Genomic DNA, 21,707 nt, shown 5'->3' on the forward strand with positions numbered 1-21,707 from the left:
CCCGCCCATGTCTGCCCCCGCCTGCCCCAAATGCGACTCGAAGGAAGCAACTAAGAGTGGCGTTATCAATGACCGACAGCGCTTTAAATGCAAAGCCTGCGGTTACCACTACACCGTCGACAAGGTGGGCCGCGAGGTAAATCCCTACTACGTGGTGAAGGCCTTGCAGCTTTACATTGAGGGCGTGAGCTACCGCGAAATCGAGCGCCTGCTCGGCGTGAGCCACGTGAGCGTGATGAACTGGGTGAAGAAATACGGCATTAAAGTGCCCCGCCAGACCGATTACCACCCGACCTACAAGATTCTGAATCAAAAAGAGTTGTCCGAGTTCTTTCAGAAGCCGGAAAACCTGAAGAGCGCGGGCCTGGTCGTGACCGAGCTGGGCGACAAGTACATGATGATACGCTGGGAGCGCTTCCGGGCGGGGTAGGGCCGCAGCTATAGCAACTCAGCACAGCCCTAGGTCATCAAAACGGAAGACTTGCGCCCGCGTGGTACTTTGCCCAGCTAAAGCCGGGGCGCCGCCGAAAGCGCTAAAACAGGCCCGCCGGCCACTTCATTCAGGTTATTATGCGTCAACCACCCGCCTCTTCTCTCCCCGCCCCCGGCACACCTCGCCCCGAGGTGGGCCTGCTAAGCGCCGTCGTTATCGTGGCCTCGCTCGGCTATTTTGTCGATATCTACGACCTGGTGCTGTTCAGTATCATCCGGGTCGATAGCTTGAAGGGCATCGGCGTCACCGACGCCACCGCCATTACCGACCAGGGCCTGAAGCTGCTGAGCATGCAGATGTGGGGCATGCTGCTGGGCGGCGTGCTGTGGGGCGTGCTGGGCGATAAGCGCGGGCGGCTCTCGGTGCTGTTTGGCTCCATTCTACTGTATTCGCTGGCCAATATTGCCAACGGCTTCGTGCAAACCGTGGAGCAATACGGCTGGCTGCGGCTGGTGGCGGGCATCGGGCTGGCTGGCGAGCTGGGCGCGGGCATCACGCTGGTGGCCGAAACGCTGCCCAAGGAAAAGCGCGGCTACGGCACCATGATAGTGGCGTCGGTGGGCGTGTCGGGCGCCATGGTGGCCTACCTGGTGGGCAATAAATTTGGCTGGCGCAATGCCTATTTCATTGGTGGTGGGCTGGGCCTGGCGCTGCTGGCACTGCGGGCCAGCGTATTCGAGTCGGGCATGTTTGAGCAAACCAAGGAATCGAACGTGGTACGCGGCAACTTCCTGAGTTTGTTTACCAACGGTCCGCGGTTTTACCGGTACGTGCGCTGCTTGTTCATTGGCACGCCGTTCTGGTTTTTGGTGGGTATTCTCATTACCCTGGCCCCCGAGTTTGGCAAGCAGTTCGGCCTGACGGGCCCCGTTACGGGCGGCCTCAGTATCTTCTGGTGCTACTTCGGGCTCACGCTCGGCGACTTCACGAGCGGCGCCGTGAGCCAGTGGATGCGCAGCCGCAACCGCACGCTGCAAATCTTTATCATCGCCTCGGCGGGCTCGGTGGCGTTTTACCTGCTGGGTTTGCGCGGCGCCACACCCACGCTCTTCTACGGGGCCTGCTTCCTCATCGGGTACGCTGGCGGGTTTTGGGCGTTGTTTGTGACGGTGGCGGCCGAGCAGTTTGGCACCAACCTGCGCGCCACGGTGGCTACCACGGTGCCCAATTTTGCCCGCGGGGCCACGGTCATTATCGTGCCGCTCTTCCAATATCTGAAGGCAGTGCCGTCCCTGGGTATGGTCGGGGGCGCGGGCATTATCGGCACGGTGCTGCTGGTGCTGGCCTTCTTCAGCGCCAGCACCCTGCCCGAAACCTATGCCAAGGACCTCAACTACTTAGAGTAAGACCTATGTCCTGTTTGCTTACCTAGCCAAGGGGCTGCTTTTTAACCAGAAGCAGCCCCTTGGCTGTTTGAGTGGCTCATAAAAGATGAGTAAAGCAATTATTGCTAAAGTAATATAGGTTTGCTTAGTAGCTATAGCTCAATGTTTTATGGTATGATAATTTGATTATTTAACATAAAATCAATTGATTAGCGAGTAATTGAACAAAAAAGAAATTGTTAGCCTGGTGAGCGTGAGTAGCTAATTGGCTAGCTGAAAAAGTAGGTTCAAAACGTGCTCGAAGCCATCAAAAGCGAGTATATCTATAGTATTTACCAAAACTACGGCACCAGACGAAAGTATAGGGGGGAACAGGTGCTACTTAGTCTGCTCAAACGACCCTAGGGTTGCTTGTCGCCACGCATTACTTCTTCGCTCATTCCCACCGCAGTATGCAGAATACCCGTTACGCCCTGGCTCTAGGTAGCCTCTTGCTAGCTGGCGCCGCTCGGGCGCAGGTGGCCCCGCCGGCCCCCACTACCACCGCGCCGGCCCCGGCTCCGCTGGCCCCCCCGCCTACGCCGCCCGCCCCCACCAAGCCCGTACCCTACGGCGCCGGCATGAAATTCAACCTTTCGCCCGATGGCCAGAAGTACGTGCGCCTCATGGCCTGGACGCAGGTGTACACCCGCTATAACGAGAACAATACTGGCACGCTGCGCGGCCCCAACCTGCCCAAAAGCAGCCAGCTAGACTTTGGCATCCGGCGCTCGCGCATGATACTGCTGGCGCAGCTCAGCCCCCGGTTTTTGATTTATACTCACCTAGGTATCAACAACCAGAATAACCTGAGCGGGGGCGTGAATGCCACTACCGACGGTAAGAAGCCGCAGTTCTTCATCCACGAGGCTGTGACGGAGTATCGGGTCAACAAGTACCTCAACCTGGGGGCAGGCCTGCACTACTACAACGGTATTTCGCGCCTGAGCAGCGCCAGCACCACGAGCATGCTGGCGATGGATTTTCCACTCACTAACTTCCCAACCATCGACGCGCTCGACCAGTTTGCGCGTTGGATGGGGGTGTTTGCCAAAGGCCGCGTGGGTAAGTTCGATTACCGCGTCTCGATGAGCGACCCCTTCCTAACCAACCTGCCCACCAACGCCAATTACGTGGTGGGCGGCGTGCAAACCGGCAACCCGCTGGGCCTGGGCGTCAACTCTACCCTGAACGGCGTGACGCTGAACACGGGCACCAATGTGGCGCAGTACAATCCGCAGAACGACAGCCACGTGTACCAAGGCTATTTCAGCTACAATTTCCTGGAGCCCGAGGCCAACCTGCTGCCCTACACGCAGGGTACGTACCTGGGTACTAAGAAGGTGCTGAGCGTGGGCGGGGGCTTTATGTACAACCAGAACGGCATGTTTTCGCGCCCCACTGCCAGCGTGGCCAACGTGTCGGGGCTGCCGGCGGGCTCGGACCTTTACGCCGCTGTAGCGACTAACAAGCATGACATCAAGCTGTTCGGGGCCGACGTGTTCTACGACGCGCCGCTCGATACGGCCCGCCGCACGGCCGTTACCTTCTACGGGGTGTACTACAACTACGATTTTGGCCCGAACTACGTGCGCTTTGTGGGGGGCGAAAACCCCGGCTACGGCGCCGCCGCCACCCGCGGCAATGCCGCGCCGCAGTCGGGCACCGGCGGCTCGGTGTACGGGCAGCTCGGCTTCCTGACGGGTAAAAACACCCTAGGCAAAAAGGTGCGCCTGCAACCCTACGTGGCTTACCTGCACAGCAACTACGAGGGCCTACGCAACAGCACTGGCAATATCCAGGGCGTGAATATGTACGACGCCGGCCTCAACTTCCTCATCGACGGCCACAACGCCAAGGTGACGCTCAACTACCGCGCGCGGCCCGACTTCAACCTCACCACCGTGAACGGCGTGGGCGTAGTAGGCGAGGTGCGCCACCGCCCCGAAATCACGCTGCAAACCCAGGTATTCTTGTAAGCCGGAAGCAGTACCCGCAAGCAATTAAACTCTTTTCCCCACCCAACACGCTACAATGGAACAAAGCCTGAACCCCGCCGGCTACAACGCGGCCGCGGATGCGCCGGCGGCGCACGACAACAACCAAGTCGATTCCAAAACCATCTGGCAGGTCATCACGGCCTCGTCGGTGGGCACGGTCATCGAGTGGTACGACTTCTACATCTTTGGCTCGTTGGCGGCCATTATTGGGCCGGTGCTGTTTGGGCAGTCCGGCGACCTTACCAAGTCCTTGCTCGGGGCGCTGGCCATCTTTGGGGCGGGCTTCGTGGTGCGGCCGTTTGGGGCTGTGTTCTTCGGCCGCATCGGCGATATGATTGGGCGCAAGTATACCTTCCTGGTCACGCTGCTGATTATGGGCGGGGCCACGTTTATCACGGGCCTCGTGCCGAGCTACGATTCTATTGGCATTGCGGCGCCGGTTATCGTAGTGATTCTGCGCTTGTTGCAGGGCCTGGCTCTAGGTGGCGAATACGGTGGCGCGGCCACCTACGTGGCCGAATACGCCCCCGATAAGCAGCGCGGCTACTACACCAGCTTCATCCAGATTACGGCCACCGGCGGCCTCATTCTCAGTATCACTATCATCCTCATAACCCGCAAATTGCTCGGCGAGCCCGCCTTCAAAGAGTGGGGCTGGCGCATCCCGTTTTTGCTCTCGGGCTTCCTGGTTATCGCCTCGTACTTCATCCGCAAGCGCCTGCACGAGTCGCCACTCTTTGCCAAGGCCAAGGCTACCGGCACCACCAGCAAAAGCCCCCTGCGCGACTCGTTCGTGAACCCCGTGAACCGCCGCTTGGTGCTCATCGCCCTCTTCGGTGTGACGATGGGCCAGGGTGTTATCTTCTACACCAGCCAGTTTCAGGCCTTCACCTTCATGAATGCCACGCTCAAGCTTGACACCGTGCATTCGAGCATCATCATGGTGGTGTCGATGCTGCTGGCCACGCCGCTGTTCGTGTACTTCGGCTCGCTCTCCGACCGCATTGGGCGCAAGAAAATCATCATGACCGGTATGATTTGCGGGGCGCTCTTCACGATGCCGCTCTTCCACGGCCTCCAGGCCTTCGCCGGTCCCATTACCGAGGTTACGCCCGCCACCGTCGATGCCGCCGGCAAGGCCGTGCCCGCCGTTATGAAGGCTCTTGACCCGAATATCCCGGCTATGATTGCGCTCGTGTTCTGCCTCGTCGTGTTCGTAACGATGGTGTACGGCCCCATCGCCGCCTACCTCGTCGAGCTCTTCCCGACCAGCGTGCGCTATACCTCGCTCTCGGTGCCTTATCACATTGGCAATGGCATCTTTGGCGGCTTCGTGCCGCTGGTGGCTACGTCCATCGGCGTGTGGGCCGCGGCCCAGCCGGTCGGCACGTTTGCCAAAGAGCACAGCAGCATTGTCGGCCTGATTTACCCGGTCGTTATCGCCTTTATCTGCTTCGTCGTGGGCATGGCCCTGATGAAGGACACCCGCGACGTGAAGCTCATGGACAGCTAAGTAATTGTCTGGCTGGTTATGCTAAAAAACCCGCTGGGCACGTTGCCTGGCGGGTTTTTGGGTTAAGGTGAGTGCAGCGCTGTTTCCACCTTATAGCCTTCTAGAAAGCTAAAACAAGATGAAAGAAGACCATACCTCTCCGGCCGAGCGCTCGCGCGGCCAGCGGCTGCTATTCGTGGCGGTGCTGTTTGGGGTGCTACTCAATTTTCCCTTATTGGCCCTAGTCGACCACGGGGGGCGGGTGGCGGGCGTGCCGGTGCTGTACTGGTATATTCTGCTCATTTGGGCCCTCCTTATCAGCCTCACTGGCTGGCTAGTCAGCAAGACTTCCTAAACGCGGGGCGCGCCCCGGCAACCCAGCTACTGCGGTGAATCAATTGTTGGTTATCGGCTTTTCCTTCGGCTACCTGGCCCTGCTCTTCGGCGTGGCCTACGCCGCCGAGCGCCGGTCGGCCACCCGCCAAAGCCTGGTCGCCAACCCCTACGTGTACGCCCTGAGCATGGCCGTGTACTGCACCGCCTGGACGTATTATGGCTCGGTGGGGCGGGCCGCGCACCAGGGGCTCAGCTTCGTGGGCATCTACTTGGGGCCGGCGCTGCTGGCCCCGGCCTGGTGGCTGGTGCTGCGCAAAATAGTGCGGGTGTGCCGGCAGCAGCGCCTCACCTCCATTGCCGACTTTATCTCGGCCCGCTACGGCAAGAGCGCCGCCCTAGGGGCCCTCGTGACGGCGGTATGCGTGCTGGGCGTGGTGCCTTACATTGCCTTGCAAATCAAAGCTATATCGGGCTCTTTCGTGGTGCTGGTGGGTAGCGGCGGGCGGGTCGAGGCCAGCGTGGCGGCGTTGTTTACGGCGGGGGCGCTGGCGGTTTTCACCATCCTGTTTGGGGTGCGCTCGGTGGAGGCCACCGAGCGGCACGAGGGCGTGGTGCTGGCCGTGGCCCTCGAGAGCCTGGTGAAGCTGCTGGCCTTTCTGGTGCTGGGCGGCTTTGTCACGTTCGGGCTGTTTCACGGCTTTGCCGACGTGTTTGACCAAGCCGCCGCGGTGCCGGCGCTGGCCCGGCTCTTCACCCTGCACGGCGCCGGCACCAGCAGTGCCGAGTGGGGCACGCTGCTGGTGCTCAGCATGTCGGCGGTGCTGCTGCTACCGCGCCAGTTTCAGGTGGCCGTGGTCGAAAACGTGTCCGAGGACCACCTGCGCAAGGCCATGTGGCTATTTCCCCTCTACCTGCTCATTATCAACATTTTCGTGTTGCCCATTGCCTTCGGCGGAATGCTGCGCCTCGGCAGCAGCGGCTTCGATGCCGACACGTTTGTGCTAGCCTTGCCGCTGGACACGGGCCACTCGTGGCTGGCGCTGCTCACCTACCTGGGTGGGCTGTCGGCGGCCAGCAGCATGATTATCGTGGAGGCGGTGGCCCTGAGCGTGATGATAAGCAACCACTTGCTGATGCCGCTGCTGGTGCGTGAGGTGTCGGGCCGGGCGGGCGGGCAGCCGCGGCGCTTTGCCTACCTAGGGCGGGTGGCGCTGCAAAGCCGGCGCGGGGCCGTGGTGCTGGTGCTGGCCCTGGCCTACGGCTACTACGTGGCCGTAGGCCGGCAACTGCCGCTGGTCAATACCGGCTTGGTGTCCTTCGCGGCGGTGGCGCAGTTTGTGCCCGCCGTGCTGGGCGGCCTTTACTGGAAGGGTGGCACCCGCCGCGGGGCCACGCTGGGGCTGCTGGCGGGGTTTGCAGTGTGGTTTTTTACCTTGGTAGTGCCCACGGTGGTGGGGCCGGGCCGGCTGCCCACATCCATTTTGAGCGAAGGGGTAGGGGGCATCAGCGCCCTGCGGCCCGGCGCATTGCTGGGGCTGGAAGGGCTCGATTACCTGTCGCACGGCTTGTTCTGGAGCTGGTTTTTTAACATCGGCCTCTACGTGGGCGCGTCATTGGCCTGGCCGCCGAGCGCGCTCGAGCTGCGCCAGGCCGACGTATTTGTGGACGTGTTTCGGCGCCGCAGCCTGGCCGAGGAAGTGGCCGGCTGGCCGGGCCACCCGCTGCTGCCCGATGTGCGCGCGCTGCTCCTCGGCTTCCTAGGTAAGAAGCGGACCAATCAAGCTTTGCAGGCGTTTGCCCAGCGCTTCCCCGATGCGTTGTCAATGAGCAATGAGCAAGTACCAAGGAGCAATTCTCAGGAAGCTTCCAGCGCGGAGCCGCCAGTAGCTCACTCCTTCACTACCTCACCACCTCACCAATTCACCCCCGCCGACCCGCGCCTGCTGCTCTACGCCGAAAAGCTGCTCGCCGGCACCCTAGGGCCGGCCTCGGCGCGGCTGCTGCTGGCCTCGGTGGCCGGCGAAGAGCAAATCAGCTACGATAATGTGGTGGGTATTCTCAAGGAAAGCCAGCAGCTACTCGAAGCCAACCGCCAGCTGCACAAGCAGAGCCGGCAGCTCCAGCGCCTCACCGACGAGCTGCGCCAGGCCTACCAGCAGCTACAAGCCTTGGACCAGCAGAAGGATGAGTTCTTGTACACCGTGACGCACGAGCTGCGCACGCCGCTCACCAGCATCCGGGCGCTGGCCGAAATTCTGGCCGATAACCCCGACCTAGAGGAAGCCGAGCGGCAGCGGTTTCAGCTCACCATTGGGCGCGAGGCCGAGCGCCTCACGCGCCTCATTTCCCTGATTCTCGACCTCGAAAAACTGGAGAGCGGCCAGGCCACGCTGGTGCGCACGCCCGTGGCGCTGGCCGAGGTAGCCGCCGAGGCCGCCGAGGCCGTGGGCCAGCTCGCCCGCGCCAAGGGCATCAGTCTGCACCTCGACGTGCCCGCCGAGCTGCCGCCCCTGCCCGCCGACCGCGACCGCCTGATGCAGGTGCTCATCAACCTGCTGAGTAACGCCGTGAAGGCCTGCCCACCGGGTGGCACGGGCCGCATCGGGCTGCTGGCCTGGCCCGCCGCCGACGCCCTGCTGCTGTGCGTGGAGGACAACGGCAAGGGCATCGCCTCGGCCGAGCACCACCAGATTTTTGATAAGTTTTTTCAGGCTCAGCACCAGAACATGCGCAAGCCCGAGGGCTCGGGCCTAGGCCTGGCCATCACCAAAAAGCTGGTCGAGCTGCACCAGGGTCGCATCTGGGTCGAGAGCGCGCCCGAGCAGGGCGCCCGCTTCTTCGTGGAGCTGCCGCTGGTGGCGCCGGTGCGCGCCGCGGCGCCATTTAGTCCTTCTTATTCTGCCTAATTATGCCGGCTATCCTAATTGTTGATGATGAGCCCAATATCGTGATGTCGCTCGAATTTTTGATGCGCAAAAACGGCTACCAGGTCGGCATTGCGCGCAACGGCACCGAGGCCCTGGCCGCCATCACCCAAACGCCTTACGACCTAGTTTTGCTCGACGTGATGATGCCCGACGTGGACGGCTACCAGGTGTGCCGCGCCATTCGGGAAAACGCGGCTCGGGCCGCCACCAAGGTTGTGTTTCTCTCGGCCAAAAGCCAGCCCACCGACGTGCAGCAGGGCTACGCGGCGGGGGCCGACCTTTACATTGCTAAGCCCTTCAGCACCCGCCAGCTCATGGAAAAAGTCCGCGAGCTGCTGGTTATTAACTAGGCTAGATAACGGTCGTCATGCTGAGCTTGTCGAAGCATCTTGCGTGACGCAGTAACTTTTTACGTTAACAACGAAGCGGTAGAGATGCTTCGACAAGCTCAGCATGACAGACGGCTTTGACCGTCTTATACCATTCACTTTCAAATTCCCAACCAACCCCTACCATGGCCTCTCGCATTCGCACCCTCGAAGAATATAACGCCGCCTACCAGCAGGCCGCGGAGCACCCCGATATGTACTGGGGCAACGTGGCCGAAGAATTTACCTGGCGTAAAAAATGGGACACCGTGCGCGGCGGCGAGTTTTCGCCGGCCGGCACCAGCACCTGGTTCGACGGGGCCACGCTCAACATCACCGAGAACTGCCTCGACCGCCACCTCGCCACCCGCGCCAACAAGCTGGCCATCATTTTCGAGCCCAACGACCCTAAGGACCGCCACATCCGCCTGACCTACCGCGAGCTGCACGAGCAGGTGTGCCAGATGGCCAACGTGCTGCTCAACAACGGGGTGCAGAAGGGTGAGCGCGTCGTTATCTACATGCCCATGATACCCGAGCTGGCCGTGACGGTGCTGGCCTGCGCCCGCATTGGGGCGGTGCACTCGGTGGTGTTTGCGGGCTTCTCGGCCTCGGCCATTGCCGACCGCGTGAACGACGCCGACGCCACCTTCGTGGTCACGGCCGACGGCCTGAACCGCGGTGCCAAGCAAATACCCGTGAAAGGCGTGGTCGACGACGCCCTCCAAACCTGCCCCGGCGTGCGCGGCGTGCTGGTGATAGAGCACACCGGCTGGCCGGTGATTATGCAGGAAGGCCGTGATATCTGGTTTCACGACGAGGTGCGGGGCGTGGCCAAAGCCTGCCCGGCCGTCGAAATGAAGGCTGAGGACCCGCTCTTCATCCTCTACACCAGCGGCAGCACCGGCAAGCCTAAGGGCGTGGTGCACAGCACCGCCGGCTACATGGTATGGGCGCAGTACACGTTCCAAAACGTGTTTCAGGTGGAGGAAAACGACATTTACTGGTGCACCGCCGACATTGGCTGGGTGACCGGCCACACCTATTTGCTCTACGGGCCGCTGCTGAGCGGTAGCACCTCACTCATGTTCGAGGGCGTGCCGACCTACCCCTCGCCGGGCCGGTTTTGGGAGGTCATCGACAAGCACCACGTCTCGATTTTCTACACCGCGCCCACGGCCATCCGCTCGCTCATGGCGTACCCCCTCGACCACGTGCTGGCCTACTCGCTCAGCAGCTTGCGCGTCCTAGGGTCGGTGGGCGAGCCCATCAACGAAGAAGCCTGGCACTGGTACCACCAGCACGTGGGCAAGGGCCGCTGCCCCATCGTGGACACGTGGTGGCAGACCGAAACCGGCGGCATCATGATTTCGGCCCTGGCCGGCATCACGCCCAGCGTGCCCGCCCGCGCCGGCCTGCCGCTGCCCGGCGTGCAGCCCGTGCTGCTGGCCCAGGATGGCAGCGAGCTGGAAGGCAACGACCAGGAAGGTTACCTGGCCATTAAGGCGAGCTGGCCGGGCGTCATCCGCACCACCTGGGGCGACCACGAGCGCGCTCGCCAAACGTACTTCCAACCCTACCCCGGCTACTACTTCACCGGCGACGGCGCCCGCCGCGACGAGGCGGGCCTGTACCGCATCATCGGCCGCGTCGATGACGTGATTAACGTGAGTGGCCACCGCTTCGGCACCGCCGAAATCGAGAGCGCCATCAACGAAAGCCCCGACGTGGTGGAAAGCGCCGTAGTCGGCTACCCTCACGACGTGAAGGGCCAGGGCATCTACGCTTACGTCATTTGCCGCAATGGCCTGCCCGACAACGACCTCGACCGCCAGCGCGTGGAAGGCAGCATCATCGAGTCGGTGGTGGCCCACATCGGCCGCATCGCCAAGCCCGATAAGATACAGCTGGTGAGCGGCTTGCCCAAAACCCGCTCGGGCAAAATCATGCGCCGTATCCTGCGCAAGGTAGCCGAGGGCGAAACCACGAACCTAGGCGACACCACCACGCTGCTCGACCCGCTGGTAGTGGAAGAGATTGTGGCGGGCAAGAAATAAGCCCTGATTTAAATTCAAGAACGCCGCCCGGACTCCGGGCGGCGTTCTTACTTTTGGCACAATCGATTTACTTCCCCGCCACCCCATGAGTGTAGATTCCCTCTTTCGCCTCGACGGCAAAATCGCCTTAGTCACTGGCAGCAACCGCGGCATCGGCCAGGGCATGGCCCTAGGTCTCGCGGAGGCGGGCGCCGACATCATTGGCGTATCGGCCACGATGGCCGCCGATGGTGGCGAAACCGGCCGACAGGTGCGCGCCCTAGGTCGGCAATTCCACGCCTATCAGGCCGATTTCAGTCAGCGCGCCAGCGCCGACGCCTTTACCGAAAAGGTGCTGGCTGACTTTGCGCAGATTGATATTTTAGTAAATAACGCGGGCACCATTCGCCGCGCGCCCGCCGCCGAGCATTCCGATGAGGATTGGGACAACGTGCTGGCTATCAACCTAGACTCACCCTTTCGACTGGCCCGCGCCATCGGCGGCCGAATGCTCAAGCAGGGCTCGGGCAAAATTATTTTTACGGCTTCGCTGCTCACCTTCCAGGGTGGTATCAATGTGCCGGGCTACGCGGCTAGCAAGGGCGCCATCGGCTCGGTAGTGAAGGCCTTGGCTAACGAGTGGGCCGGCAAAGGCGTGAACGTGAACGGTATCGCACCCGGCTACATCGCCACCGACAACACTGAGGCTCTCCGCAACGACCCCGACCGTTCGGCCAGCATCCTAGGTCGCATTCCGGCCGGCCGCTGGGGCGAAGCTGCCGACTTCAAAGGCCCGGTAGTGTTCCTGTCTTCCGAGGCCGGCGCCTACGTGCACGGCACCATCCTCACCGTAGACGGCGGCTGGATGGGCCGCTAAGCCTAAAGTAGCCACCAGCACCAGCACCAGCACGCGCGGCCCCATCTCACTAAAAGTAAAATTCTCCTTACCAAGAGCCAGTCAGCCCGCCGCAGGCGGGCGTATCTGCGAAATCCGTTAAATCCGCTAAATCTGCGATTTATGAAACAACGCTTTGCCATTGGCCCCCGCGAAACCGCCGGCCTGAATACCACCGGTTTGCGCGAGCATTTTCTGATTGAGAATATCTTCACGCCCGGCGCCATCGAGCTGACCTACACCCACTACGACCGCATGATAGTGGGCGGCGCCATGCCCACCGAGGCCAGCCTGCCGCTGCCCAACCCCGATAATCTCAAGGCTAATTTCTTTCTGGAGCGCCGCGAGCTGGGCGCCCTCAACGTGGGCGGCGCGGGCCAGATTGTGGTCGATGGCACCACCTACGACCTAGGTAACCAGGACTGCCTCTACGTGGGCAAGGGCAGCAAGGAGGTCGAATTTAAAAGCCTGAACGCGGCCGAGCCGGCCAAATTTTACCTGCTTTCGGCGCCCGCGCACAAGGAATATCCTACCACCCGCCGCACCCAGGCCGAGGCCACGCCCGTGCAAATGGGCGCGATGGAAACCGCCAACGAGCGCACCATCTACAAGTACATCTTCAACGAAGGCCTCGCCAGCTGCCAGCTCGTGATGGGACTCACCCAGCTCAAGCCCGGCTCGGTCTGGAATACCATGCCTTCGCACGTGCACGACCGCCGCATGGAGGCGTACCTGTACTTTAACATGAACAACGGCCAGCGCATCCTGCACATGCTGGGCGAGCCCCAGGAAACGCGCCCGCTGTGGGTGAGCAACGAGCAGGCCATTCTGTCGCCGCCGTGGTCTATCCACACCGGCTGCGGCTCGGCGGCCTACGCCTTCATCTGGGGCATGGCGGGTGAGAATTTGGAATATACCGACATGGACCAAGTGGCGCTGGCCGATTTACGGTAGGGCGTGTACCGTGAACGCTGCGCGTCCGCGAGTCAACTGGCTACCCACGTGCGGACGCGTAGCGTCCACGGCACAGCACCAACGCCTACTTTTCTGCTTCGCACCAGCAGAGGGGTAGGCGTTGGTGCTGGCTACCTAGGCTTGCCAGTAGCAAAAACCCGACGCAGCAATTGTCCAGTACCTTTGCTCGCGGAATGGTAGCCGGCCTGGGGTAACACCTAGGCGGGTTTTAAAAGGGAAGCCGGTGCGAGTCCGGCGCAGTCTCCGCTGCTGTAACCCCGCGCACCAAGCCGGCCGAAAAGTAGTGCCACTGAGCTGCCCGGCAGCTTGGGAAGGCCTCGGCCGGTGGGGAAGCCAGAAGACCTGCCACGCCACTTCACCGCCACAGCTTTCGGCAGAAAGGCTCGCCCATGACTCATGCTTTTGCGCCTGGCCGGTTGGGTCGAGGCCGCTTTTTTTCTTCGCTTCACGCGGGCTTGCTACTGGCTGGCTTGGTGCTGGCGAGTACCCTAGGGGCCGCTGGCCAGGCGGCCGCATCGCGTGCTGTGCCGCAACGGGCTGGGGCCACGCCGCAGGTGTTGGCACGCACCACAGTGCGCTACGCCAAGGGCTTCACTATTCAGTACTTGCCCGGGTATAAGGTGCTGACCATCCTCAGCCCCTCGGGCCAGCAGACCACGGCTACGCGCTACGCGCTGGTGCCGCGCGGCCGGGCGCACCCGGCTGGTTTTGTGGCCAGCCAGGTTATCGAAACGCCCATTCGCAGCCTGGTGGGGCTGTCGTCGCTGCACGTGGCGCTGGCCGATTTCCTAGGTGCCAGCGACGTGCTGGTGGGGCTCGGGAGCCTGCAATACGTGTCGGCCGTGCCGGTGCGGCAGCGCATAGCGCAGGGCAAAATTTTTGCCGTGGGCGATGGCCGCGAGCTGAATAATGAGCTACTTATCGCGCATCAGCCCGACCTGGTAATGGCTACCGGCTGGCCCGGCGAGGGCTTGCGCAAATACCAAACCCTACAGCAGGCCGGCATCCCGGTGCTGCTCAACTCGGAGTGGGTCGAAACGACCCCCCTGGGCCGCGCTGAGTGGGTGAAAGTGCTGGCTGCCCTGCTCGACAAAGAGGCACTGGCCAACCAGAAATTCGACCAAATAGCCCGCGAATACGAGCGCCTGGCCGCGCTGGTCCGCCAGCAAACCAAGCGTCCGCAGGTCATTGTCAATCTGCCGTTTAAGGATACGTGGTACGTGCCTGAAGCCGGCAATTATATGACGCAGTTTTTGCGCGATGCGGGCGGCGCCTACCACTGGGCCGGCGTGAAGGCCACCGGTAGCCTGCCCCTCACGGTGGAAGCCGTGGCGCCCGTGGCCCTCACCGCCGATTACTGGCTACACACCGGCACCCTCACGACCAAGGCTGCCGTGGTGACCCAGGATGCGCGCTTCGCCGCGTTTCGCCCCTTCAAAACCGGCCAGCTCTACAACAACAACCGCCGCACCAACGCCCAGGGCTCCAACGACTACTGGGAATCGGGCGCAGTGCGGCCCGACCTGGTACTCGGCGATTTAATCCAAATACTGCACCCGGCGCTGCTGCCCGGCCGGCAGCTTTATTATTACCAAAAGCTAAAGTGAGTACCTCCCCTCGACCCTTGCCGGTGGCGGGCGCGGCCCGGCGCCCGGCCGCCTGGCTGCTCGGCCTAGCCGGGCTGCTGGTCGGGTGCTTCGTGCTCGATATTGCCCTAGGGTCGGTGCGGATTCCGCCGGCGGCGGTGGTACGCATCCTCTTCGCCCGCGCCGCCGAGCCGGGCCCCTGGACGTTTATCGTCAACCAGATTCGGCTGCCCAAGGCCTTGACAGCCGTGCTGGTGGGCAGCGGCTTGGCGGTGAGCGGCTTGCAAATGCAGACGTTGTTTCGCAACCCCCTGGCTAGTCCGTCGGTGCTGGGTATTTCGGCGGGGGCGGGCCTGGGCGTGGCGGCCCTGCTGCTGGCGGGCGGCAGCGCGGCGAGCGTCTACGTCATCCGGCAGCTGGGGCTGGGCGGCAGCTGGGCACTGGTGGCGGCCGCCACCGCTGGCGCGGGGCTCATAATGGCCTTGGTGCTGGGCCTCTCGGCCCGCGTGCGCGACAACGTGGTGATGCTCATCGTGGGCATGATGATAAGCAGCTTGTCGGTGGCCATCGTAAGCTTGTGGCAATACTTCAGCGCCCCCGAGCAAATTCAGGAGTACCTGCTCTGGACGTTTGGCTCCCTAGGGGGCGTGGTGGGGCCGCAGTTGGCGGTGCTGGCGCTGGCCGTGGGGGCGGGGCTGCTGCTGGCCTTTGCCTCGGCCAAGCCGCTGAATGCGCTGCTGCTGGGCGAAAATTACGCCCGCAGCCTGGGCCTCACGGTGGGCCGCTCGCGTACGCTCACCATTGCCAGCACGAGCCTGCTGGCGGGCAGCATCACGGCCTTTTGCGGGCCGATTGGCTTCATCGGTATCGCGGTGCCGCACCTGGTGCGCGGCCTGCTCGGCACTGCCGACCACCGAATTTTGCTGCCCGCCGCCTGCTTGGCTGGCGCGGCTCTCATGCTGCTCTGCGACTGCCTCACGCAGCTGCCCGGCAGCCAAGCAGCGCTGCCGGTGAGCATCGTAACCTCGCTGCTGGGGGCGCCGGTGGTGCTGTGGGTGGTACTGCGCCGCAAAGGAATGCGGGTGTGAGGGCGGGAATTGAGTGCGGTCAGGCTTCCCTGCGTTCAGCATGACAGATGTAGCTTTCGTTAATAGAACCGCAAAAATCGTTTGTCATTGCGAGCAAAGCGAAGCAATCGCATTAGGACGAGCCGCTCAGGGGGGATTACTTCGCTCGCAATGACAAACGATTTTTGCATAAGTCCTATATGACCGAAAACGATAACTTGTCTGTTTCCCCGCACGAATACGCTGCTCCCCTTCTCACGTCGAAAGACCTGACCATCGGTTACCGTACCAGCGGCCGGGCGACCAAAGTCATCGCCGGTCCCTTATCGCTGGCCCTGCGCCCCGGCGAATTGGTATGCCTGCTGGGACCCAACGGGGCCGGCAAATCGACGCTCATGCGGACGCTGGCCGGCTTGCAGCCGCCGCTGGCCGGCCGCCTCGACCTGGGTGGCACGCCGCTAACTGACCTAGGCGCGGCGGCGCGGGCTCGGCAGCTCAGCATCGTGCTCACCGACCGGGTGGAGGCTAGTGGCCTCACTGTATTGGAATTAGTGCGCCTAGGCCGCCACCCGCATACCGGCTGGCTGGGCAGCCTCTCAGCCCATGATGAGGCCCAGGTGCAGGCCGCCCTGGCGGCCACTGGCACTGCGGCATTTGCTCCTCGTCCAGTGGGCGAGCTCAGTGACGGCGAGCGCCAGAAGGTGCTGCTGGCCCGCGCCCTGGCCCAGGATACGCCCGTGGTGCTGCTCGACGAGCCCACCGCCCACCTCGACCTGCCCAACCGCGTGAGCCTCATGCGCTTGCTGCACCGCCTAGCCCGCCAGCTGGGCAAAGCCATCCTGCTCTCGACTCACGAGCTCGACTTGGCCCTGCAAGCCGCCGACCGCATCTGGCTGCTGCCCGCCGATGGCCGCCTGCACGCCGGCACCCCCGAAGACCTAGTACTCAGCGGCACGTTTGCCGCCGCCTTCGCCCGCGACGGACTGGCCTTCGACCCCGCCACCGGCACCTTTCCGCTGCACGCGGCGCAGGGCCCGACTGTGCAAGTAGTAGGGGAGGGCCCCGCCGCCTTCTGGACGCGCCGCGCCCTGACCCGCGCTGGCTACACCCTGACTACCAGCCCCGCCGCGCCCTGCCAAGTGGCCGTGAGCGAAGCGCCCGGCGGCGGGCGCTGGATGAGCGAGATTGACGGTAAGCAGCAGGTATATAACACCGTACAAGGGCTTTTGGCGGGCCTGCGGACGCAATACCACCCACGCAAACCCTAGGTCCGTCATTCAGCCTCCGCGCCCGTCCGCGAAACCTTCCGCGTCTTCTTCGGTGAAAAAACACGCGCTCCCCAACCCAAAATGACCGAACCCGGCTGACCTTAGCGCTTCGTCACTCAGCGCTAGCCCCATGCCCGAGCATTCTGCCGCCCCTAGCCTCCAGAAAACCCTGACGCCGCTGGGCCTGTGGGCCATTGCCGTGGGCCTGGTGATTTCGGGCGAATACTTTGGCTGGAACTACGGTTGGGAGCAGGCCGGCCCGGTGGGTATGCTGGTGGCCACGCTGGTCGTTACGCTGCTATACATCACCTTCATCCTCAGCTTTACGGAGCTGACCACGGCCATTCCACAGGCGGGCGGGCCGTTTGCCTACGCGCACCGGGCGCTGGGGCCGTGGGGCGGCCTGGTGGCCGGCTACGCCACGCTGATTGAGTTCCTGCTCACGCCGCCGGCCATTGCACTGGCGCTGGGCAGCTATGGGCATTTTCTGTGGCCGGCGGTGCCGGTGCTGGGCACGGCGCTGGGCTGCTACGTAGTGTTCACCCTGGTAAACCTGCGCGGGATGCGCGAGTCGGCCACCTTCTCGCTGATAGTCACAGTGCTGGCGGTGGCCGAATTGCTGGTGTTTATGGGGTTTATGGCTCCGCATTTTCGGGTGAGCAATTTTCTGGCGCATCCGGTGCCGCTGCGGCTGTCGGGGGTGCTGGCGGCGCTGCCGTTCGCCATCTGGTTTTACCTGGCTATCGAGGGCGTGGCGATGGTGGCCGAGGAAGTGCAGGAGCCCCGCCGCACCCTGCCGCTGGGCTATGGCTACGGCCTGGGCACACTGGTGCTGCTGGCCCTGGGCGTAATGGTGCTCACGGGTGGCGCCGTGCCCGACTGGCGCCAGCTGGCCCACCTCGATTACCCCCTGCCCGAGGCCCTAGCCCGGGTGTTGGGCCCAGCCAGCCCGTGGACCAAGTTCTTCGCCAGCATCGGATTGTTTGGGCTGGTGGCCTCGTTTCACGGCACCATTATCGGCTACTCGCGGCAGGTGTTTGCGCTGGCGCGAAGCGGCTATTTGCCGGGCTTTCTGGCGCGGCTCAATGGTCGGGGTGCGCCGCACTGGGCGCTGGTGGCGGGCGGTGCGGTGGGTGTGGCAGCAGTCGTCTATGGCCGCACTGACCAAGTCATTATCCTCTCGGTGCTGGGCGCGCTAGTGATGTACGGGGTGAGCCTGCTCAGCCTCTTCGCCCTACGTCGCCGCGAGCCGGGGCTAGCGCGGCCCTTCGCCGTGCCGGGCTACCCGCTGGTGCCGGCCGTGGCGCTGCTGCTGACGTTGGTAAGCCTAGGTACGCTGGTGTACAATAACTTGCGGCTGAGCGGGGTGTTTTTGGCCGGCTTGGTCTTAGCGGCGGTGCTGTATCGATTATTGGGGCAGCGAGTAGAAGACAGTTCTGAAAAGGCTTAGCTTAAAGTACGGTCGTCATGCAGCGCGCAGCGAAGCATCTCGCTCGCACTGTTGCTAGCGTTAGAGATTACTGCGCTACGCGAGATGCTTCGCCGCGCGCAGCATGACGACCGTTTTTCTGAGTCAGCTAAGTTGTAGAAATATGCCAACGTGCTCTGCTGATAATTGCTCACTGATACTTGATTAACTGAAAATGTATCGCCACACCATTGGCCAGCGCGCCTACATCTTCGACGACCTAAAAACGCTGCTCGCCCGCGCCACGCCGTTGCGCTCGGGCGACGTGCTAGCCGGCGTGGCTGCCGCCACCTACGAGGAGCGCGTGGCCGCCCAATACGCCCTGGCCGACGTGCCGCTGCGCACCTTTCTGCACGAGCCGCTGGTGCCGTACGAGCAGGACGAAGTCACGCGCCTGATACTCGACACGCACGACGCGGTGGCCTTCGCAAGTATCGCGCATTTCACGGTGGGGCAGCTGCGCGACTACCTCGTGTCGGACGCGGCCGATGCGGCGGCGCTGCGTGCGCTGGCGCCCGGCCTCACGCCCGAGATGGTAGCTGCCGTGAGCAAGCTGCTGCGCAACCAGGAGCTGATTGCCGTGGCCCGGCGCGTGGAGGTCGTCACGCGCTTTCGCAACACCCTGGGGCTGCGCGGGCACCTGGCCACCCGCCTCCAACCCAACCACCCCACCGACGACCTACGCGGCATCGCCGCTAGCCTCGTCGATGGCCTGCTCTACGGTAGCGGCGACGCCGTGCTGGGTATTAACCCGGCCACCGATAATCCCAAAGCCGTCGGCGACTTGCTGTACATGCTCGACGCGGTGCGCGAGCAATACGCCATTCCCACGCAGTCGTGCGTGCTGTGCCACGTCACGACTTCCTTGCAGCTCATCGAGCAGGGTGTGCCGGTCGATTTGACGTTTCAATCCATTGGCGGTACCGAGGCCACCAATACCAGTTTCGGTATCAACCTAGGGCTGCTGCAAGAAGCCCACGAGGCTACGCTGAGCCTGGGTCGCGGCACGCTGGGGCAAGATGTCATGTATTTCGAAACCGGCCAGGGCAGCTCCCTCTCGGCCAATGCGCACCACGGGCTCGACCAGCAAACCTGCGAGGCCCGCGCCTACGCCGTGGCCCGGCGCTTCCGGCCGCTGCTCGTCAATACGGTGGTCGGTTTCATCGGCCCCGAGTACCTCTACGACGGCAAGCAAATCATCCGGGCGGCCCTCGAAGACCACTTTTGCGGCAAGCTCCTAGGGCTGCCGATGGGCGTGGACGTATGCTACACCAACCACGCCGAGGCCGACCAGGACGACATGGATACTCTGCTAACGCTGCTCGGCGTGGCCGGCTGCAACTATATCATGGGCATTCCGGGGGCCGATGATATCATGCTCGGCTACCAGTCCACTTCCTTCCACGATGCGCTCTACGTGCGCCAGGTGCTGGGCTTGCGCCCCGCGCCCGAGTTCGAGGCGTGGCTGGCGCAACAAGGTATTTTCAATGGTCAGGGACAATTGCAGCCCGCCGCATCGGCGTCGCGGTTGCTGGGCCAGCTGCCACCCGCGCTGCGGCTATAGCGCGAACTGCAAAGCTCGCACTACCATCCGAAAACCGCTTACAAGAGTGCCCCATGACCAACCTGCCCGACCTACCCCCGGCCGCCCCGGAGCCCGACCCATGGGCCAGCCTGCGCGCGTTCACCGCCGCCCGCATTGCCCTGGGGCGCACGGGCACCAGCGTGCCGCTGCACGAGGCGCTGGCCTTCAAGCTGGCCCACGCCCACGCCCGCGATGCCGTGTACTCGGCGCTGGACACTGAGCGGCTCGTAGCCGACCTAGAGGCCCTAGGCCTGCCCGTGCACCAGGTAAGCAGCCAGGCCCAAACCCGCCAGGAGTACCTCCAGCGCCCTGACCACGGCCGCCAGTTAGCCGCCGCGTCAAACGCGCGGCTGGCCGCCAGCGCCGGCCAGGAGTGCGACCTAGTCTTTATACTGGCCGATGGCTTGTCGGCCACGGCCATCAACGCGCACGCCGTGCCGCTGCTGCGCCTGCTGCTGCCCGAGGTGCAGCAAACCGGCTTTCGAGTAGGGCCGCTGGTGCTGGCCGAGCAGGCCCGGGTGGCCCTGGGCGACGAGGTCGGCCACCTGCTGCGGGCGCGGCTGGTACTGGTGCTCATCGGCGAGCGGCCGGGGCTGAGTGCGCCCGATAGCCTAGGCGCGTACTTTACCTACGGCCCGCGGCCCGGCCTCACCGATGAAGCGCGCAATTGCGTGTCTAATATTCGGCCCGCGGGCTTGCCCTACGCGGCGGCCGCGGCTAAGCTTGGCTGGCTGCTACGCGAGGCGCTGCGCCGCGAGCTGTCGGGCGTAGGGCTAAAAGACCAGGCTGATTTATTGGCCGAGTAGCCGACTAGGTGTACCGTGGACCCGGCGGGTCCGCGCGTGGGTAGCTTGATGCAGCAAGCAACTCGCGGACCCGCTGGGTCCACGGTACACCTATCGGCTACTGCGCAGAGAGCCGGAAGGCGGCCGGGGTCAGGCCAGTCTTGTTTTTGAAAAGCCGCGTGAAGTACTGCGGATATTCAAAACCCAGCTGGAAAGCCGTTTCGTTGATGGAAAGCGAGGTGCTGAGCAGCAGTTGCTTGGCCTTTTCAATAAGGCCGTAGTGGATGTGCTGCTGCGTAGTTTGGCCGGTGAGCGTGCGCAGCATGTCGCTGAGGTAGGCTGGCGACACGTGCAGCGCGTCGGCGAAGTACTGCACGGTGGGCAGCGGCTGCTCGCCGCTTTGGGCAAAGTAGGCCGTCAGCAGCGTTTCGAAGCGGCTGAGGAGGTCGTGCTCGGTTGGCCGCCGCGTCAAGAACTGGCGGTGGTAGAAGCGGTTGGCGTAGTTGAGCAGTACCTCCAGCTGCGAGATAAGCACATCCTGGCTAAAGACATCAATGGGCTGCTCGTGCTCGAGCCGGATGCTGGTGAGCACGCTGTCGAGCTGCTGTTCTTCGCGCGCCGAGAGGTGCAGCGCCTCGTGCACTTGGTACGAGAAAAAGCTGTAATTCAGTATCTTGCTGCCTAGGGGGTGCTTATGTAGCAGGTCGGGGTGGAAGAGCAGCATCCAGCCGCTGATTTCGGAAAGGTCCAGCGTTTCGTCGATGGCGAAGACTTGGCCGGGCGCCTGAAACCCCAGGATACCCTCCCCAAAATCGTAGGACTGCCGCCCGTAGTGGATGTTGCCCTTCAGGCCCTTTTTCAGCCACACGGTATAGAACTGCTGCACTATCGGCGTCAGGCCCACCGGCCGCGGCTGGCCCCGCGTAGCCGCCAAATCAATGACCGTAAGCAGCGGGTGCGTCGGACCCGGTAAGCCACAAAAACGCGAAAATTCCGTGACAGTGTGCAGGACTTGGAGGTCGGTGGCAGCTGGTTTCATAGTGAGTTAATATAGTATAAATT

At 63.1% G+C, this 21,707-nt stretch carries 17 protein-coding genes and 1 riboswitch; of the genes, 16 read left to right on the forward strand and 1 reads right to left on the reverse strand.

Annotation, left to right across the window (positions count from 1 at the left end):
- The first annotated feature begins 7 nt into the window (after positions 1 to 7).
- The 16 genes from ACFSDX_RS21615 to eutC all read left to right on the forward strand — a co-directional run bounded on the left by ACFSDX_RS21615 (position 8) and on the right by eutC (position 20,666).
- On the forward strand, positions 8 to 430 hold the full coding sequence (locus tag ACFSDX_RS21615; protein ID WP_382317383.1) for an IS1/IS1595 family N-terminal zinc-binding domain-containing protein: 423 nt from the start codon (positions 8 to 10) through the stop codon (positions 428 to 430).
- A 140-nt stretch (positions 431 to 570) separates the two neighbouring features.
- Positions 571 to 1,839 carry an MFS transporter gene (locus ACFSDX_RS21620; protein WP_382317385.1) on the forward strand — a complete coding sequence of 423 codons (1,269 nt, stop codon included), beginning with the start codon at positions 571 to 573 and terminating at the stop codon, positions 1,837 to 1,839.
- Between the two features lie 431 nt (positions 1,840 to 2,270).
- Complete coding sequence (locus ACFSDX_RS21625; protein ID WP_382317387.1) at positions 2,271 to 3,836, forward strand: hypothetical protein; 1,566 nt, start codon at positions 2,271 to 2,273, stop codon at positions 3,834 to 3,836.
- Positions 3,837 to 3,891: 55 nt separating this feature from the next.
- Positions 3,892 to 5,370 (forward strand): MFS transporter, encoded by a 1,479-nt coding sequence (locus ACFSDX_RS21630; RefSeq protein WP_382317389.1) that lies wholly within the window; start codon positions 3,892 to 3,894, stop codon positions 5,368 to 5,370.
- Between the two features lie 118 nt (positions 5,371 to 5,488).
- Positions 5,489 to 5,704, forward strand: coding sequence for a hypothetical protein (locus ACFSDX_RS21635; protein ID WP_382317390.1), 216 nt, complete (start codon positions 5,489 to 5,491; stop codon positions 5,702 to 5,704).
- 34 nt (positions 5,705 to 5,738) lie between these two features.
- Positions 5,739 to 8,591: an ATP-binding protein gene (locus ACFSDX_RS21640; protein ID WP_382317392.1), complete on the forward strand. Its 2,853-nt coding sequence runs from the start codon at positions 5,739 to 5,741 to the stop codon at positions 8,589 to 8,591.
- A gap of 2 nt (positions 8,592 to 8,593) precedes the next feature.
- Positions 8,594 to 8,962 (forward strand): response regulator transcription factor, encoded by a 369-nt coding sequence (locus ACFSDX_RS21645; protein WP_382317395.1) that lies wholly within the window; start codon positions 8,594 to 8,596, stop codon positions 8,960 to 8,962.
- Between the two features lie 164 nt (positions 8,963 to 9,126).
- Positions 9,127 to 11,037 carry an acetate--CoA ligase gene (gene acs / locus ACFSDX_RS21650; RefSeq protein WP_382317397.1) on the forward strand — a complete coding sequence of 637 codons (1,911 nt, stop codon included), beginning with the start codon at positions 9,127 to 9,129 and terminating at the stop codon, positions 11,035 to 11,037.
- Positions 11,038 to 11,122: 85 nt separating this feature from the next.
- The gene (locus ACFSDX_RS21655; protein WP_382317399.1) at positions 11,123 to 11,893 is read left to right on the forward strand and encodes an SDR family NAD(P)-dependent oxidoreductase; all 771 of its coding nucleotides are present in this window, start codon (positions 11,123 to 11,125) and stop codon (positions 11,891 to 11,893) included.
- A gap of 141 nt (positions 11,894 to 12,034) precedes the next feature.
- Positions 12,035 to 12,865, forward strand: coding sequence for a 5-dehydro-4-deoxy-D-glucuronate isomerase (gene kduI, locus ACFSDX_RS21660; RefSeq protein ID WP_382317401.1), 831 nt, complete (start codon positions 12,035 to 12,037; stop codon positions 12,863 to 12,865).
- Between the two features lie 178 nt (positions 12,866 to 13,043).
- Positions 13,044 to 13,250: riboswitch (cobalamin riboswitch) on the forward strand.
- A gap of 91 nt (positions 13,251 to 13,341) precedes the next feature.
- A complete protein-coding gene (locus tag ACFSDX_RS21665) occupies positions 13,342 to 14,493 on the forward strand; it encodes an ABC transporter substrate-binding protein (RefSeq protein WP_382317403.1) in 1,152 nt (383 codons plus the stop codon).
- A complete protein-coding gene (locus ACFSDX_RS21670) occupies positions 14,490 to 15,560 on the forward strand; it encodes an iron chelate uptake ABC transporter family permease subunit (RefSeq protein ID WP_382317405.1) in 1,071 nt (356 codons plus the stop codon). The genes ACFSDX_RS21665 and ACFSDX_RS21670 overlap by 4 nt, the downstream gene beginning before the upstream one ends.
- A 179-nt stretch (positions 15,561 to 15,739) precedes the next feature.
- A complete protein-coding gene (locus tag ACFSDX_RS21675) occupies positions 15,740 to 16,807 on the forward strand; it encodes an ABC transporter ATP-binding protein (RefSeq protein ID WP_382317407.1) in 1,068 nt (355 codons plus the stop codon).
- Between the two features lie 130 nt (positions 16,808 to 16,937).
- Positions 16,938 to 18,257 carry an ethanolamine permease gene (gene eat, locus ACFSDX_RS21680; RefSeq protein WP_382317409.1) on the forward strand — a complete coding sequence of 440 codons (1,320 nt, stop codon included), beginning with the start codon at positions 16,938 to 16,940 and terminating at the stop codon, positions 18,255 to 18,257.
- A 193-nt stretch (positions 18,258 to 18,450) separates the two neighbouring features.
- The gene (locus ACFSDX_RS21685) at positions 18,451 to 19,839 is read left to right on the forward strand and encodes an ethanolamine ammonia-lyase subunit EutB (RefSeq protein ID WP_382317411.1); all 1,389 of its coding nucleotides are present in this window, start codon (positions 18,451 to 18,453) and stop codon (positions 19,837 to 19,839) included.
- Positions 19,840 to 19,892: 53 nt separating this feature from the next.
- Positions 19,893 to 20,666, forward strand: coding sequence for an ethanolamine ammonia-lyase subunit EutC (gene eutC, locus ACFSDX_RS21690; protein WP_382317413.1), 774 nt, complete (start codon positions 19,893 to 19,895; stop codon positions 20,664 to 20,666).
- Positions 20,667 to 20,763: 97 nt separating this feature from the next.
- Here eutC and ACFSDX_RS21695 read toward each other — a convergent pair whose 3' ends face one another.
- Positions 20,764 to 21,684: a helix-turn-helix domain-containing protein gene (locus ACFSDX_RS21695; protein ID WP_382317415.1), complete on the reverse strand. Its 921-nt coding sequence runs from the start codon at positions 21,682 to 21,684 to the stop codon at positions 20,764 to 20,766.
- Positions 21,685 to 21,707 lie beyond the last annotated feature (23 nt).

Source organism: Hymenobacter bucti (assembly GCF_042681145.1).
Lineage (GTDB): Bacteria > Bacteroidota > Bacteroidia > Cytophagales > Hymenobacteraceae > Hymenobacter > Hymenobacter bucti.

Bases quoted from the DNA above. Each gene is read 5' to 3' on its own strand.
- ACFSDX_RS21615 (WP_382317383.1), top strand. From the start codon at position 8: ATGTCTGCCCCCGCCTGCCCCAAATGCGACTCGAAGGAAGCAACTAAG.
- ACFSDX_RS21620 (WP_382317385.1), top strand. From the start codon at position 571: ATGCGTCAACCACCCGCCTCTTCTCTCCCCGCCCCCGGCACACCTCGC.
- ACFSDX_RS21625 (WP_382317387.1), top strand. From the start codon at position 2,271: ATGCAGAATACCCGTTACGCCCTGGCTCTAGGTAGCCTCTTGCTAGCT.
- ACFSDX_RS21630 (WP_382317389.1), top strand. From the start codon at position 3,892: ATGGAACAAAGCCTGAACCCCGCCGGCTACAACGCGGCCGCGGATGCG.
- ACFSDX_RS21635 (WP_382317390.1), top strand. From the start codon at position 5,489: ATGAAAGAAGACCATACCTCTCCGGCCGAGCGCTCGCGCGGCCAGCGG.
- ACFSDX_RS21645 (WP_382317395.1), top strand. From the start codon at position 8,594: ATGCCGGCTATCCTAATTGTTGATGATGAGCCCAATATCGTGATGTCG.
- acs (WP_382317397.1), top strand. From the start codon at position 9,127: ATGGCCTCTCGCATTCGCACCCTCGAAGAATATAACGCCGCCTACCAG.
- ACFSDX_RS21655 (WP_382317399.1), top strand. From the start codon at position 11,123: ATGAGTGTAGATTCCCTCTTTCGCCTCGACGGCAAAATCGCCTTAGTC.
- kduI (WP_382317401.1), top strand. From the start codon at position 12,035: ATGAAACAACGCTTTGCCATTGGCCCCCGCGAAACCGCCGGCCTGAAT.
- ACFSDX_RS21675 (WP_382317407.1), top strand. From the start codon at position 15,740: ATGACCGAAAACGATAACTTGTCTGTTTCCCCGCACGAATACGCTGCT.
- eat (WP_382317409.1), top strand. From the start codon at position 16,938: ATGCCCGAGCATTCTGCCGCCCCTAGCCTCCAGAAAACCCTGACGCCG.
- ACFSDX_RS21685 (WP_382317411.1), top strand. From the start codon at position 18,451: ATGTATCGCCACACCATTGGCCAGCGCGCCTACATCTTCGACGACCTA.
- eutC (WP_382317413.1), top strand. From the start codon at position 19,893: ATGACCAACCTGCCCGACCTACCCCCGGCCGCCCCGGAGCCCGACCCA.
- ACFSDX_RS21695 (WP_382317415.1), bottom strand. From the start codon at position 21,684: ATGAAACCAGCTGCCACCGACCTCCAAGTCCTGCACACTGTCACGGAA.